The organism is Acidovorax sp. MR-S7, assembly GCF_000400995.2.
Lineage (GTDB): Bacteria > Pseudomonadota > Gammaproteobacteria > Burkholderiales > Burkholderiaceae_C > MR-S7.
The window spans coordinates 200009-213737 of sequence record NZ_DF238897.1 but is presented as its reverse complement, the minus strand read 5'-3'; the positions used below and the strand labels follow the sequence as shown (position 1 = coordinate 213737).

Here is a 13729-nt window from a genome sequence, read left to right as displayed (position 1 = left end):
TTTTCATGGACGGATGAACGTCGGTATCCACGTCGGGTCGTAGGCCCCGCCCGGACCGCTGTGCAAGTCCCAGATCGTCGCCCCGATCTTCACCAGGCGCTCCATGTCCCGCTCGTAGCTGTCTGAGTGCACATCCAACTCAGCGATGAGAGCCGCGACATGCGCGATGGCGCTTTCTGGCGGCAGCGCCCCGCCTACCTTCGCCATCTCCACGATCTTGAGCACTACGTCGGTCTGATTCATGGCCGCACTGTAGCTCTACAGCCGCCCACCGTAGCGGTTTTTTGGCAATCAGAACCGGGGAAGAAGGTCTAGGAACCCGCGTGCATCACGAAAGTAGTTACGGAAAGCGTTCGCAACCTCGTTCGGCTTCTCGGCCCGGATGTACACCACGTCAACGTCCGGCTTGTCGATTTCGATCTGGTTGCGCCGAGTCATGGCCTGCTTGGACGACTTGAACGGCTCAATCGCAAGTTGGTTGTTATCGAACATCAGAACCAAGTTCTTGTTGTTCGGCACACCCACCGCGCCAGCACTCAGAGCGCGCAGCCTTGCCAACACCCCGAGCCGATGCTCCAAATCCATCAACTCGCCCTCCACTTGAGCATCTGTCAAATCTGGCGCGGCACCAAACATGCTCTCACTGTTGCGGGCGATGTATTCACTGGCAAGGACGAATAGCCGCTCCCGATCCTGATTCGTGCCACGGTCGAACTTCACCCTAGCGTTGTCGATCAAATCCGAAATCTCAACTGCCGTGGCCCATGCATGCTGGGCGTTGGTGCGGTACTGGATTTCTACGCGCAGCCCATTCCAGGCATTGCCCGGCGCATTGGCAACGTGGTACTTGAACACGTCATGAAAGCCGCGATACCCCGTTGACTTCGGGTTGGCCAAGTAGTCGTACTTCCCGCTACTGGCGTATTCATGCGATGAGCGCGTACCTGCATGGAACACCTCCCGAAATTGGGTCAATGCCCGAACATCCGGGAAGATGATGCGGCAGCCCGCCAGGTCGTGCATGGAAGAAACATTGGCCGCGCGGCCCGTGGCGAGCTTGTCCCGCACCGTGCGCAAGCGCTTGAGGCGCTGCACCATGACATAGGGCTCATCCCTGATCCACCTGCGCAGTGTGTTCTGGAACGTGTTCAGGACATAGGCATGGCAGTCCCGCCATTCCTGAACGATCTCTTCATCTCGCTGCGTGGCCGTCCCGGCGGCAATGGCATCGCCAGCACGGCGAATCTCTACCTTGCTGCTTGCCCCTGGCTTCACGAAACCGTCTGACATGGTGCGCCGATTGTGCACTAGGCCGTCAGCGCATATCCAGGCTCGGGCGGGTCGCTTTTCCATCTCTTGAGTGGTGGGCATGGGGGGAGTGTAGGTAATTTCACGAAGACAATGCAAAAGTGCATTGACATGGCTATGCATAAGTGCATAATTCACCCATCGACAGCACACCAGTGCATCGACGGGGCAAGCGGATCGGCGCAGCCCGACACCGCATCTTTAAACCCGCTATGGATGAACGACGCCTCAGAAGCGTCCTGCCCCTCTTTGTCGGCAGATCAAAAGACAGCGCGCCGCACGAACCAACACCTGCGGGCGCCGGGCCTCACCAGCCTGGAGAAAGACGGAGCGGGGAACTCCCCGCCGCAGCACACGCCCTGGGGTCGCCAAGCCACCGGGGTATTGAATAGCCAAGGACGTGCTGCAAGCCCTCATCAGGGGGGGGCAAATCCAAGCGGCCGCCAATGACTGCTTGGATTTGGAGGATCAAATGCTGACAGCAGAACGCTTGAGAGAGGTCATGAAGTACGAGCCAGCCACCGGGCTTTTCATTCGCATTGCCGTCCGTAGAGGGATGGCCAAACGCACGCTTGGGGAAGTCGCCGGGCACGTGAATAACCAGGGCTATGTGTTGATGGAGATTGACGGCCAGAGATACCAAGCGCACAGGCTTGCGTGGCTCTATGAGCACGGCTCGTGGCCTCGGCACGAGATTGACCACATCAACGGGGTTCGGGATGACAACCGCATAGTCAATCTCAGAGATGTGCCACGCAGCTTCAACCAGCAAAACCTTCGGTCATCCATGCCGAAGCGCTCGCGCCCAGCGCCATTAGGCGTCTCCTGGCATCGACAAGCAGGCCGCTGGAGGGCAATGATTTGGAATGGCTCGAAGAACATCTATCTAGGTTTATTTGACGACGCCAACGAGGCGCACCAAGCCTATCTGGAGGAAAAGCGCAGGCTGCATCCAGGCTGCACGATCTGAAACAGGAAGCTGCCAAGCCCAGGCGGGCGCTCAGGTGGACGCAACAAGCCGGGTTACAGGGCACTGATAGTCATCAGCAAAGCCGGAGCCAGTCCGGCAGCAGGAGCCCGCAGCACGCGGGGAGATGCCTGCAGGCCCTTGGCAACAGGGGCAAAGCCAAAGCCTTGCGGGTCAGGGTTTTGGCATTCAACCAAGGAGAGAGACATGGAAGCAAAGCACACGCCGGAGACTTTCGAGCAAGGCTGGGCAGCCCGCCCTTTCGCCGAGCAATTCCCGGAGCTGCCTGCGGACCGTGCGGCATGGCTTGATCGGCTCAACGTCGGCATCACGGATATGTTGCTCAGTGGCCTCATGACCGACTCAGCGGCCGATGCAGCGCGGAACAAGAAGTTTCCGAAGATCGTCTCGCAAGAGTTGGCAAAGGCCCGGCGCGCTGCCAAGGCCACCCAGTAACCCCCACTCCCCGGCAGTGCCGGGGGCTGGATTGCTTTGATGGGCGGCGGCGACAAAGTATCGCGAGAGCGAAACACGGGGTCGCAACACAGCCGAACACGCGAGGGCTAGCGACCTCGGGAAGACAGCTAGACCATGCCCAGGCGGCGCGCAAGCGCGGGGACGTGGCTTGTGAGGCACGTCAGACAGTGTCATAGCGGGGACTGGCCGTCCTGCCCGCCCTTCAAAGCAATCCCCCCCCAATTCAACACACTAGGAGAAGAGAATGAGAAGTTCCCGTTCGTCTTTGCTTGCCGCAGTCGCTGCGATGGCATCAATTGCAGTGACTGGCGCTGCAGAAGTTGTTCGCGATTCGTCGTCACCCGCTCTTGTTCCGCCGCGCGCTGCCGAGAAAGTGTCAGGGACAGCGAACCGCCGAGCACCCGGCGCACACAAAGCCACCCACCGCGCCGCAATGAAGTTGCGCCGCGTGAAGAAACACAAGGCCCGGCGCCGCTAACCCCATACCTGTCTTCCTATAGACAGGGCAAGCCACCTGGGCGTGATGCTCAGGGCCCTCACCGACCAGCCGGATAGCTGGCGCGAAGTAACTGCGAAAGCAGGAGAACGGACGGGGCGAAACGCCGTCGCTGGATGCGTAACCAGCACCATCTGCAACGGCGAAACCTGTGCCGCCAGAACGCACCGGGACAACTGCACGGAGGATGCCATGTAAACCGCTCTACCTTGAGGAATGACCATCCCAGCGTCGTTAAAGGCTGGGGCCATCATTGAGTCGGAATTGGCCGGGCTGTCGGCTGGCCGTAGAGCGAAGCGAAGCACAAGACGCGACGCGCGGTTTTTCAAGACCTGGGGCTCAGCACCAGGACGACTCAATGATGGTGAATGCGCAGTTGCGATGCGCAGTGTCTAGGGGACTGGAAGCGGCCACATCGGGACACCGACCACGGCAAAGAAGGTTCCGGCCTTCCATCAAAAACCGGGAAACAGGCAACCCCCAGCCAAACGACATGCGCATCAACCTTGGCGGGCGCATGCGGGGATCGGCCCCACAACACGCGGAAGCAAGCCGGACAAGCAACCGGCCACCATCAACCCTTTACCCCTCGCCCCCCCACGGGGGTTTAGCCCAGCCACTGCGCTGGGCTTTTTTCTTCCCTTGGCCCGCCACTTCGCGGGCTTTTTCACGCATGGAGAACCCCATGAATGAGCAAGTCAACGCCACCCATCGCGCGATCTTGAACCGCATGTTTCGCCCGATCCCCGACGACTACGACCACCTAGCCCGCGAAGAAGCGCGGCGCGATGCCGCATACGAACGCACGCGCAGGGCTCATCCTGATCCGCGCGATCCCGATCATCCCGACGAACTGGAGGAAGCGTGATGCCACCTATCGAGAACATCAAGACGGGCCTTTTAGCCCTTGGAGCGATCCTGATCCTGCTGATCCTTCCTGCGTTCCTTGACGGGCAGAGCGCTACCGAGGTAGACGCAGCAGTTGCAGCGGAGGCAATCGCCGCCCCACTGGATGCGCGTGAGCAAGCGCGGCGGGAGTGGCTGGAGCAGTTTGCGGAGGCGCGGCGATGAGCATGGTCTACATCCGCAAGACCTACGGGCTGACCGTGAAGGTGGGCGATCAAGTCTCCATCCGCAAGGGTGCGGGAACTTGGTTTGACGGGCTGCAAGGAAAGCTGCTGCGTGCTCACGGCCAGTACCTCGTTGTCGCGGGTGAGACGTGGCGCGGCAACTTCCACCCTAACGACGTTGAGCCGCTGGAAGCCAAGCAATGACCACCCCCACCGAATCCCCCGAGGACATCACCCTCACTCCCCTTGAATCCCTTGTGCTGTACGCCCTCGCGCTTGTCGGGTGCTTTGCATCTGCTGGCTTTGCAGCAAGCCTCGCAGCTGCGTACTGGCTCTATTGAGGACACCATGAACACCCACCCAATGCTTCAAGAGTCGTGGGACGAAGCCATGTCCTGCGCACAGATCGAATCCGACCAAGTCCACCACCAAGCAACCACCAAGGAGCACCGACATGAGCATTGCAACCCTGATTCTCGGCGCCAGTGGCTCGGGCAAGTCCACCAGCCTGCGCAATCTCGACCCCACAAAGACGCTGCTGATCCAGTGCATCAAAAAGCCCCTGCCCTTCCGTTCTAGTGGCTGGAAAACCAGACTGTCGCTCAAGGCGGACGGCAACGTCATCCAGACCAGCGACCCCGCCCTGATCGAGCGCCTGATGCGCCAGTCGCCCCATGAAATTGTGGTGATCGACGACTACCAGGCGGTGCTGGTCAATGAGCTGCTGGCGCGCAGCAGCGAGAAGGGCTACGACAAGTTCACGGACATTGCCAAGGGAGCCTGGAACATCTTTCAAGCCGCTGGCGCGCTAGCAGAGCACCGCCGCGTCTACATCCTGGCGCACACACAAACCGATGACTTCGGCAACGTCCGCATGAAGACCGTTGGAAAGATGGTGGATCAAACCCTGGTGCCCGAGGGCTACTTCACCATCGTCCTGCGTACCGAAGTCATCAATGGGCAGTACCTGTTTCGCACGCAGACCAACGGCCAGGACTGCGTGAAGTCGCCCGTTGACCTGTTCTCCGACTTGACCATACCGAATGACCTGGCCGCCGTTGACGCCGCCATCGCAGATTTCTATCAACTCTCCACCACCGAAGCCTGAAAGCACCAACCATGTACCAACTTGACGCCCAATCCGCACGCGAGGCCGATTCCATCGGCTCCTACCTGACCGAAACCGGGAAGTACATCGGCCAGTTCACCCGCGCCGAAAAGCTCGTGTCCAAGAACAAGGGCACCCATGGCATCGGCTTCACGTTTGAATGCGCCGGCCAGTCCACCCGTTTTGACATCTGGACGATGGACGCAAGCAACAAGCACCTGGGCGGCTTCAAGGCCATCAACGCCATCATGGCCTGCATGAGTCTGCGCGGCATCGCTCCTGCGCCGGGCAAGGTGGAGCGCTATAACTGGGACACCCAGCAGCGCGAAACCGTGCAGGCAGAGGTGTTCCCGGAACTTGTCGGCAAGCCCATCGGCCTCGTGCTGCAAAAGACCGAGTACGAGAAGATGCGCGACGGCCAATACACCGGGGAAACCGGCTGGCGCCTGGAGATGCTGGCGCCCTTCCGGGCTGCGGACGAGTTCACCGCAGGCGAAATCCTCGACCGCAAGACGAAGCCGGAAAAGCTGGCGGCAGTGATGGCGATGCTCACGGATCGCCCGCTGAAAAAGCGCGCAGGGCCTGCACCAGCCAGCGCGGCAGACCGCCAAGCAACGCGGCCCGGCGCACCCGGCAGCGGCTTCGATGACATGGATGACGACATCCCCTTCTAACCATGCCAGTCCGCGACTATCGCACCTACGCCCTCACGCCCGAGGGCAAAGCTGCAAGAGCCAGGGCGCACGCAAAGTACATCGCCAAACGCCGCTCACTGAATCAACAACCCAAGGCCAGCACCGCCGCAGTAGCTGGCCTTCTTCTTTCATGGGGACGCAAATGACCTCTCTGACACTTTTCGACCTCGCCCAGCAAGTGCGCGAGTCCGTGAACCAGATCGACCCCGATACCGGGGAAATCATTGAGAGCTACTCCGATAGCCGCGAGCTTTTCCAATCGAAAGCAGTGGCTTGTGTGGCATACGTGAAAGAAGAAGGCGCAACGCTCGAAAGCGCCAAGGCCATGGTGAAGGACATGCTGGCGAAGATAGACGCCCGCGAAAAGCGCCTGAACCGCTTCAAGGACTACGTGGCAGACTGCATGAAGGCGACGGGCATCACCGAAGTGAAGCACGATCTTGGCCTGTTTGGCGCAAAGCTGCACCTTGGCCGCGATGAGTCGGTGGAGTTGGAGGAAGGCGCGACATTCCCTGCGGATCTGTGCAACGACCCCAAGCCGCCAACGCCCAGCAAGACAAAAATCAAAGCAGCCATCAAGGCCGGGGAAGCTGTTGCAGGCGCAAGCATCGTGCGCAGGGACCGGCTGACGATCACATGAACCGAGCCATGCGCCGGGCCGCTGCCCGGCAGAAGCCAGAGCCCGCCAAGTACCGCAAGAGGTCAGACGGCGGCCTCATCGCCATCGGTCGAAGCTCCAATTTCAGCGAGCACGAGTTTGCTGTCCTGTCGAACGAAGCGCGGATGGCATGGCACAGACTGCAAACCGGCGATGCCACTACTGCGGACTACGACGCACTGGTCATGGCCGTGAACGTCACAAAGGTGATGGCGGAGGGCTTCGGCCCTGCTGCCGTAGACGTGATGGAGCATGCGCAGATGGCAATGTACGAGATAGGCCAGCGCTACCGGCGTTCAGGCAGATTCGGGGTGGATGCCTTCGCCCTCAAGCACATGCCCGATGCGCTGGATTTTCACGACGAATGCCTGCGCAACTGCACCCCTTGGCAGATGACGCGCGCGCTTGAGACTGTCTACGCCCGCCTGGAGCGCGTCCGCTCGCAAGCCTAGCCAGTAAGGCCCATCAACCAACCAGCCCGCACCAGCGGGCTTTTTTTATGGAGTCCCCCATGGCATCCGCTGACTTCTTCACGCGCCTTGTGGCGATGAATTCCATTGGCCCGAATGTCTTCCGGCCTGCCGCACCAGGCGGCGCGAAAAAGGTTTACACCTGCGGCAATTGCAATACCAGCCACGACGCTTATTTCGAAGCAGAGACATGCTGCCTGCCCGAGGTGTTTACCGAGTACCAGTGCCCCGCCTGTCAGGAAACGTATGGCGATGAAGCCTCGGCCGCCGATTGTTGCGGCAAGGCTGGTTCTGGCGCGCAGCCCATGCAGTGCCCAATCTGCATGAGGGCGGCAGATTCATTCGAAATCGCCGCTGACTGCTGCCTACACACGCACCCAACCATGACCGCGCTGGGCCGCTGGCGCGTGGCCGAGTTGGCGGAGTCTGGGACGCCCTGGGCCGAAGCCATTGCGCAAAACGTCAACCCCTGACCCGCACAACTATGGGGCGCGGCTCAAAACACAACCTGCACCGGGACGAATGGGAGCAGCGCAGGACCGAGTTCTGCGCGCGCGGCCAAGACCTCCCGCACTCGAAGCTACTAGACCTGGACGTTGTAGCCATCCGATCAGCCAAGCGGCAGCGCGAGAGCTTGCTCAAGCACATCCGCGAAAACCTATCCAACGCTGCGCTCGCCCGCCAATTCGGTGTGCACGAGCGCAGCATCGAAAAGATCATGAGCAGAGAGTCATGGACGCACATATGACCAAACCTAAAACCCCCGCAGGCTTCGCCCTTGCCAACCACGTACCGCGAACCAAATGGGAAGCCCAGCGCGAGAAAGAGCGCATCACTCTGCGCGACTACGCATCCATCCCGCACCTGAACAGCACCATGCGCGGGCGGTACGAGGGCAAGGAGCTGCAGTACCGGGGGCGGCAGTGAGCGAACCCCGCGAACCCACCCTAAAGTAATGGAAGCGCCGCGCCCTGCAGGACGAGCAGCAAGTGGAGTTCCTGCAGGGCGTGCGAGCGAGAGCAGGAAATCATTAACTGGGCATTGGAGCAGCAGACATGACAGACAACACACAACCAGAAGCGCTGCGGCTGGCAATCGAATTCGCTGACTGCGTGGAGTTGCACGCAATCCCGTCGATCAATGACATTGGCGACGCAGGGCGCGAACTGCGCCGCCTGCACGCTGAGAACACCGCGCTGCAGCAGGGCTACGACGCCGCGCGGCTTGAAATCGACAGCCTTCAAGCCAGAGTGCAGGAGCTTGGCGCAATGCTGCGCGAAAACCGCTGCAAGCGGATTGTGGAGTTGGAAGCACAACTGGAGGCCATAGGCGCAGGCGGCGTGGAGCCCCTGCGTCCCCGCCAGTGCTGATGAGGGAGGGAGCAATGGATAACTACCGACCCCTCAAATGCTTCTGGTGCGGGCATGTCTTTCATCCGCTCGAAGCTATCGAAGATCACAAGCTGTGGTGCGGAGAGCGCCCGGCAGACGCATAGGGAACACCATGACCACCAATACCAATGCCGCCCTGGCGCAACTGCGTCACCTGTACGCCAACATGATGGGCGGCGAAGTGCGTGACACAGCACAAACCAAGCGCATGGCGCAGGGTTTGCTGGCTCCTGCCATTGAGGCGCTGGAACAAGCAGCCCTCACCACCGCAGCAGCAGTGCCGGCAGTGCGGCATATCCCTGTGACCGATTCCATAGGGACTACGCAGGCCGCTTTTGAAAACGGTTGGAACGCATGCGTGGATGCCCAACTCGCAGCCGCTCCCAAGGCAGAGCCAGTGACTGCTAAGGAGCCGACCGCATGGGCGGTCTACGACATTAAAAATTGTGGCAGCAAGTCTTTGCACTGGAACGATCAACACGAATCAAATGGAGACTCAACTCGTTGGAGTGCGGTACCCCTCTATGAGCCATCAGAAGCACAGGCAGCGCCTGCCGCTTTGGACGTAGAGAACCGCTCCCTACGCCGGATGCTGTGCGTGGCTCACGCCGGAGCCCTCGCGTACATGGACGACGGGGAAGCGCAAGATTGCCGCGAGATGCCTTGGATCGATTTCCTCCGCGACTCGCCCGCTGAAATCCAAGACAAGCTGCACCGCCGAGCACTGAAGCAACTGGCGGCGCCTGCCGCCGTAACCCGCATCCAGCAGCCCTACACCCTGGCTGAAATCAAGGCCAAGATCGCAAGCAACGACTACAGCGCCGAGCTACTGCTCCAGCATGCGATGCTGTTGCTGGAAAAGCCTGCCGCTGTAGCGGGGCCGCGTGAGGCTGTCGCATACCTCGACATTGGGGGAGGAGGTTACTTCGACCTTGGGTCGGATTTGTCCGATGAAGCTCTGAGGAAACTGCCCAAAGGAAGGAACATGCTTGCGATTGTGGGCACCTACGGCGTGGATGGGTACGTGCCTGTCGCCACGCCCACCTCAGCAATGTGGAAGGCGTGGCAAGCTGCGCGCGCCCAGCCCACGCCACCGGCTGCGGATCAAGAACCCTTCGGCTACTTTCGCGCAGAGCCGTTCGGTTGGACGGATTGCGCGGAAACCGATGAAGGGGCGGTTGCTCTCTATGAGCACCCCACGCCACCGGCTGTAGTGGAGTCGCTGACGGATGGCCTCTTGCAGCAGCACAACAGAGACAGCCAAGAGCTGCGCAGGCTCTGCGCGGCGCGCGATCAAGCACGCAGCGAACGCGATGCACTCAAGGCCGAAATCGCGGTCCTGGAATCGTCCTGCGCCACGCTTGGGCGGCTGGTCGATGAGCTACGGCCCGACGCCGAGCGCCTGGAATGGGTGCTGCGCCGATGCGCGGGACCGTGGCTGCGCGCATACCTCGGCATCGTCAGCGACACCAGCGACATGGACACGCTTCGCACGTTGATCGACGCGAACCGGGGAGCGCTGATCGCCCACGGCATCGGCATCAAGAAGGGAGCCCAAGATGGAACGCTGTAGCCGCTGCGGCAGCTTCGCCATCAACCATCACAGCCATGGCCGGGACGGAAGCGATCCCGATCTGTGTGATGTGTGCTACTGGCGCAAGCGCGCGGAGTTCGGTGGGAGCACCGTGACCGATCCGCTGACGGATGGGCAGATCGACGCGATCTGGAGGGAAAAGCCGCGCTACCACGCCGCGCCCATTGGCGTCACGGACATCGAGTTTGCCCGAGACATCGAAGCCGCCGCCCACGGCATCAAGAAGGAGAACGGCAATGGCTGACGCAGACCACAAGCGGATGCTGGAGATGGCGGCGAAGGCGGCGGGGTTCGACTGGGTTGATTTCTCAGGCGACATGAACCCTTCGCTCGGTTTCCCGGCGAACTGCCAGCGCGGGTACTGGCACCCGCTCGCTGACGACGGCGATGCGCTGCGGTTGGCCGCTGCCCTGCGCATTGACCTCGAATGGAATGAGCAGCGGGGTTTTCGGACTGTTGAGGCCTACCGCAGGACCGATGGCCCCCACTTCTGTGCAACTGAGGCCGAAGCCTCCTATCGCCGCGCCATCGTCCGCGCAGCCGCAGCCATAGGGGAGCAGATGCCATGACTGAGCCGACAGACTGGCCCCACATGCTCCCGTGTCCGTTTTGCGGAGGCGACGCCAGACACGACGCGCATGCCGATGACTGCTACTTCATTCTGCATCGCAAGTTCAAAAACTCGGGTGCTGATATGTCTCCGGCATTTGAAGTGCTGGCCGCTTGGAACCGACGCGCCCCACAGCCCACCCAGGCGCAGGCCGGGGCGGTGCCGCTGACCTGCGAGTGGACGCACAACGCCGACGACAGCTTCTGGGACACAGAGTGTGGGCAGTCGTGGCGATTTGATGATGGCGGCCCAAAGGAAAACCACATGAACTTTTGCCACTGCTGCGGCAAGACGTTGCGCATCAAAGGAGGCCAGCATGGCGCTGAGTGACCCTGAAATCAACCTACTGCGGCTGAAAAGCCGCGACCCATTCCACTTCGCCCGCGCCATCGAAGCCGAATTCCGCAAGCAAGACGACGCGCTGATTCTGCAACTGGTGGAGGCGCTGGAGTACCACCGCGCCCAAACGCGCCCGATTGAGCGGACTGACGAGGCAATCACCGCAGGCCGTGCGCGGCTGGAGGGCAAGCCATGAGCTTCATCGAAGTCCTATTCACGGCGTTCGCTGCCGTATTCTTAGGGGCGCTCCTTGGTTGGGCCGCCGCGCACGAATCGGTGGCAAGAGAGTGCGACAGACTCGGCGGGTTTTATGTAGGTGCGGCGACGTACAAGTGCGCGAAGGATGGCAAGCCATGAGCCGGCGCGCCCGCACGCGCAGGGGCCGACGCGACCCCATCCCCGACTTTGACGGCACACCGGAGGCAAGGCCATGACCCCCGAACCACTCTCAAACTACGCCCACTTCAAGGCACTGCCAGCAGAAGAACGCGATGCTCTCGGGTTCAAGCAATGGCGGTGCGAGCAACAAGGTACAGCCGACACAGCCCGCATTGACTGGTTGGAAGCATCGGGGGCCATCAGCATCATGCGATACCGTAACGGCCCAAATGGCCCCTTGATGATCGATGTCGAGGACGGGCGCTCTGACACAGGCGCATCAGCAAAAACGCTGCGCGACGCGATTGACGAATTGATGACTCAGGAACGCCAGCGCAAATCAGCCGCCAGCCCCTGACCGGGAAGCGCGTCAGTCAAAACAACCCAGCCCCGCCAGCCGTGGCCAGACAACGATCAACCAGCCGCCTTCGGGCGGCTTTCTTTTTGGAGGACGCTATGAGCACCGAAGGCGAATTCCTTGATCCGAAGGACATCCGCAAACTTGCGGGAGCCAGCACCACCGACCAGCAAGAAGCCTTCTTAAAGCAAGCGGGCATCCCACATAAGCGACTTGGCAGGCGTATCCTGCTGTCTCGCGCCCACGCCCGCGCCTGGCTGGCTGGGCAGGTCTTCGCCCCGTCGCGCGGCGTCAATCTAGGAGCAGTCAGATGACAGGCCAATACCCACGACTTCGCGCCAGGACGCGCCGCCGCAAGAACGGCAAGGTCGTGGTGTACTACTTCTACGATGCGACGGCAGAAGGCCGTGGGGAAATAGCTCTCGGCACGGACCACGCCCGAGCCATTGCCAAGTGGGAGGAAATCAACGCGCGAGGCACTGCCGAGCCCTTGATTGCCGGGACCCTAGAAGAGGCGTTCGCGCGGTGGGAAACAGAAGTGCTCCCTACGTACAAGAGCGCGGAGACAAGGCGCGGGTACACCAAGAGTTTGCGCATGATGCGCCCAGCTTTCGCGGAAGCGACATGGGACCAGGTAGATCTGCCGACGATCAAAGCCTACCTCCGCAAGCGCACAGCCAAAACTCAGGGAAACCGGGAAATGGCCCTGCTGTCCGTCATTTGGAACTGGGCGCGCGGCGAGGGGCTTGTCTCTGAGCCATGGCCCGCTGCCGGTATGGAGCGCAGCCGCTGGAAGAACAAGGAAAACGCGCGCAAGGTGAAGGTGCAGGATGCCGTGTATTCAGCCATCTACGCAGAGGCAGCGCAGCACATCAAGGACTGTATGGATCTTGGTTCCGCAACAGGAATGCGGCTGACCGACTGCATCACCGTGCTGATGCCGCGCGGGTCCATCTTGACGCTGGAGGCCAGCAAGACGGGCAAGGAGGCCGAATGGGACTTGAACCTGTCCCAGGTCCTGCCTGGACTGGTGGAGCGGCGCAAGGCCCTAGGCGCACCGCACCTGATGCTCCTGTCCCTGCCTAATGGCCGCCCCGTTACCCAGGCAGCATTGCGCTACGGCTGGGACACTGCCAGGGCCATTGCGGCTCAGAAGGCAGACGGTCGGGGAGAGAAGGAATTGGCCGAGGCGATCCGAGCTTTGTACCTGCGTGATATGCGCAAGCGTGCAGCCCAGAAAGCGGGGAGTCTGGAGGAGGCGGCCGAGCTGCTGCAGCACTCCGACAAGCGGCTGACGGAGCGGCATTACGGTGGCGTGCGCAAGCTCAAACCCACGGCCTAAAAAGCGTTCCGGTTTTGTCGCCTTTCTCTCTGGGGTAACAGCCCATAACCCCAGGAACACATCAGCCGCAAACCCGCATGAAACCTCAATTCCTCGCGGGACTCAAAATCCCCCGCCGCAAGGCGTGCCGGTTCGATTCCGGCCCCGGGCACCAGACACGGCAAGGCCGCCTCTGCGCATGCAGAGGCGGCCTTTTCTTTGTCCGCGCGCAATACGTCCTAGTTGTTCTGGCGCCGGATGAGCTGGCGCCCCGTCTCGGTGATGCTGAACTGGCCGCTGGGCGTCTTGCCGATGTAGCCCCAGTCGAGCAGGCGGCCGGACAAGTGGTGCTTGAGCGCGTCGGGCACGCTGAGGGACTGCCCCATTTCGAGCTGCTTGAGCGTCTCGATCTCGTCCACGGTGGGATCGAAGGTGGGCGCGTGGTAGGTGGTGGTGGCCATGGCGTTAACTCCTAGCATGGATGAAGTA

The 13729-nt window shown here is 61.3% G+C and carries 25 protein-coding genes; 22 read left to right on the top strand and 3 right to left on the bottom strand.

Annotated features, from left to right (window positions below; translation table 11 throughout):
* Positions 1–3 precede the first annotated feature (3 nt).
* The gene (locus AVS7_RS03290) at positions 4–243 is read right to left on the bottom strand and encodes a hypothetical protein (protein ID WP_020227099.1); all 240 of its coding nucleotides are present in this window, start codon (positions 241–243) and stop codon (positions 4–6) included.
* Positions 244–291: 48 nt separating this feature from the next.
* The gene (locus AVS7_RS03285) at positions 292–1371 is read right to left on the bottom strand and encodes a RelA/SpoT domain-containing protein (RefSeq protein WP_049696831.1); all 1080 of its coding nucleotides are present in this window, start codon (positions 1369–1371) and stop codon (positions 292–294) included.
* Between the two features lie 337 nt (positions 1372–1708).
* On the opposite strand from AVS7_RS03285, the gene AVS7_RS03280 reads away from it, so the two are divergent.
* From AVS7_RS03280 to AVS7_RS03195, 22 genes are all read left to right on the top strand, one after another.
* Positions 1709–2278, top strand: coding sequence for an HNH endonuclease (locus tag AVS7_RS03280; protein WP_020227097.1), 570 nt, complete (start codon positions 1709–1711; stop codon positions 2276–2278).
* Between the two features lie 204 nt (positions 2279–2482).
* The gene (locus AVS7_RS03275) at positions 2483–2731 is read left to right on the top strand and encodes a hypothetical protein (RefSeq protein ID WP_020227096.1); all 249 of its coding nucleotides are present in this window, start codon (positions 2483–2485) and stop codon (positions 2729–2731) included.
* Between the two features lie 1202 nt (positions 2732–3933).
* The gene (locus tag AVS7_RS03270) at positions 3934–4116 is read left to right on the top strand and encodes a hypothetical protein (RefSeq protein ID WP_020227095.1); all 183 of its coding nucleotides are present in this window, start codon (positions 3934–3936) and stop codon (positions 4114–4116) included.
* The gene (locus AVS7_RS03265) at positions 4116–4319 is read left to right on the top strand and encodes a hypothetical protein (RefSeq protein ID WP_020227094.1); all 204 of its coding nucleotides are present in this window, start codon (positions 4116–4118) and stop codon (positions 4317–4319) included. Before AVS7_RS03270 ends, AVS7_RS03265 begins: the two co-directional genes overlap by 1 nt.
* Positions 4316–4522 carry a hypothetical protein gene (locus AVS7_RS03260; RefSeq protein ID WP_020227093.1) on the top strand — a complete coding sequence of 69 codons (207 nt, stop codon included), beginning with the start codon at positions 4316–4318 and terminating at the stop codon, positions 4520–4522. Before AVS7_RS03265 ends, AVS7_RS03260 begins: the two co-directional genes overlap by 4 nt.
* On the top strand, positions 4519–4659 hold the full coding sequence (locus tag AVS7_RS24685) for a hypothetical protein (protein WP_020227092.1): 141 nt from the start codon (positions 4519–4521) through the stop codon (positions 4657–4659). The genes AVS7_RS03260 and AVS7_RS24685 overlap by 4 nt, the downstream gene beginning before the upstream one ends.
* Before the next feature lie 113 nt (positions 4660–4772).
* The gene (locus AVS7_RS03255; protein WP_020227091.1) at positions 4773–5426 is read left to right on the top strand and encodes an AAA family ATPase; all 654 of its coding nucleotides are present in this window, start codon (positions 4773–4775) and stop codon (positions 5424–5426) included.
* Between the two features lie 11 nt (positions 5427–5437).
* Positions 5438–6100 (top strand): hypothetical protein, encoded by a 663-nt coding sequence (locus AVS7_RS03250; protein WP_020227090.1) that lies wholly within the window; start codon positions 5438–5440, stop codon positions 6098–6100.
* 163 nt (positions 6101–6263) lie between these two features.
* On the top strand, positions 6264–6761 hold the full coding sequence (locus tag AVS7_RS03245; RefSeq protein ID WP_024000868.1) for a siphovirus Gp157 family protein: 498 nt from the start codon (positions 6264–6266) through the stop codon (positions 6759–6761).
* Positions 6758–7231: a hypothetical protein gene (locus AVS7_RS03240; protein ID WP_034689828.1), complete on the top strand. Its 474-nt coding sequence runs from the start codon at positions 6758–6760 to the stop codon at positions 7229–7231. The genes AVS7_RS03245 and AVS7_RS03240 overlap by 4 nt, the downstream gene beginning before the upstream one ends.
* 59 nt (positions 7232–7290) lie before the next feature.
* On the top strand, positions 7291–7722 hold the full coding sequence (locus AVS7_RS03235; protein WP_024000867.1) for a hypothetical protein: 432 nt from the start codon (positions 7291–7293) through the stop codon (positions 7720–7722).
* A gap of 271 nt (positions 7723–7993) precedes the next feature.
* Positions 7994–8176, top strand: coding sequence for a hypothetical protein (locus tag AVS7_RS03225; protein ID WP_020227085.1), 183 nt, complete (start codon positions 7994–7996; stop codon positions 8174–8176).
* A gap of 128 nt (positions 8177–8304) precedes the next feature.
* Positions 8305–8619: a hypothetical protein gene (locus AVS7_RS03220; RefSeq protein WP_020227084.1), complete on the top strand. Its 315-nt coding sequence runs from the start codon at positions 8305–8307 to the stop codon at positions 8617–8619.
* A 133-nt stretch (positions 8620–8752) separates the two neighbouring features.
* A complete protein-coding gene (locus tag AVS7_RS03215; protein ID WP_024000866.1) occupies positions 8753–10213 on the top strand; it encodes a hypothetical protein in 1461 nt (486 codons plus the stop codon).
* A complete protein-coding gene (locus AVS7_RS03210; protein WP_024000865.1) occupies positions 10200–10478 on the top strand; it encodes a hypothetical protein in 279 nt (92 codons plus the stop codon). Before AVS7_RS03215 ends, AVS7_RS03210 begins: the two co-directional genes overlap by 14 nt.
* A complete protein-coding gene (locus AVS7_RS03205) occupies positions 10471–10803 on the top strand; it encodes a hypothetical protein (protein WP_020227081.1) in 333 nt (110 codons plus the stop codon). The genes AVS7_RS03210 and AVS7_RS03205 overlap by 8 nt, the downstream gene beginning before the upstream one ends.
* A complete protein-coding gene (locus AVS7_RS24255) occupies positions 10800–11174 on the top strand; it encodes a hypothetical protein (protein WP_024000864.1) in 375 nt (124 codons plus the stop codon). Before AVS7_RS03205 ends, AVS7_RS24255 begins: the two co-directional genes overlap by 4 nt.
* Entirely contained in the window at positions 11161–11379 is a 219-nt protein-coding gene (locus AVS7_RS03200) for a hypothetical protein (RefSeq protein ID WP_020227080.1), read from the top strand. Before AVS7_RS24255 ends, AVS7_RS03200 begins: the two co-directional genes overlap by 14 nt.
* On the top strand, positions 11376–11540 hold the full coding sequence (locus AVS7_RS24820) for a hypothetical protein (protein ID WP_020227079.1): 165 nt from the start codon (positions 11376–11378) through the stop codon (positions 11538–11540). The genes AVS7_RS03200 and AVS7_RS24820 overlap by 4 nt, the downstream gene beginning before the upstream one ends.
* Positions 11541–11613: 73 nt before the next feature.
* Positions 11614–11919, top strand: coding sequence for a hypothetical protein (locus AVS7_RS24250; RefSeq protein WP_024000863.1), 306 nt, complete (start codon positions 11614–11616; stop codon positions 11917–11919).
* Positions 11920–12017: 98 nt separating this feature from the next.
* Entirely contained in the window at positions 12018–12233 is a 216-nt protein-coding gene (locus AVS7_RS23455; protein WP_024000862.1) for a DUF4224 domain-containing protein, read from the top strand.
* Complete coding sequence (locus tag AVS7_RS03195; RefSeq protein WP_024000861.1) at positions 12230–13261, top strand: integrase; 1032 nt, start codon at positions 12230–12232, stop codon at positions 13259–13261. Before AVS7_RS23455 ends, AVS7_RS03195 begins: the two co-directional genes overlap by 4 nt.
* Positions 13262–13479: 218 nt before the next feature.
* Here the strand turns inward: AVS7_RS03195 and AVS7_RS03190 are convergent, their stop codons facing one another.
* On the bottom strand, positions 13480–13701 hold the full coding sequence (locus AVS7_RS03190; RefSeq protein ID WP_020227077.1) for a hypothetical protein: 222 nt from the start codon (positions 13699–13701) through the stop codon (positions 13480–13482).
* Positions 13702–13729 lie beyond the last annotated feature (28 nt).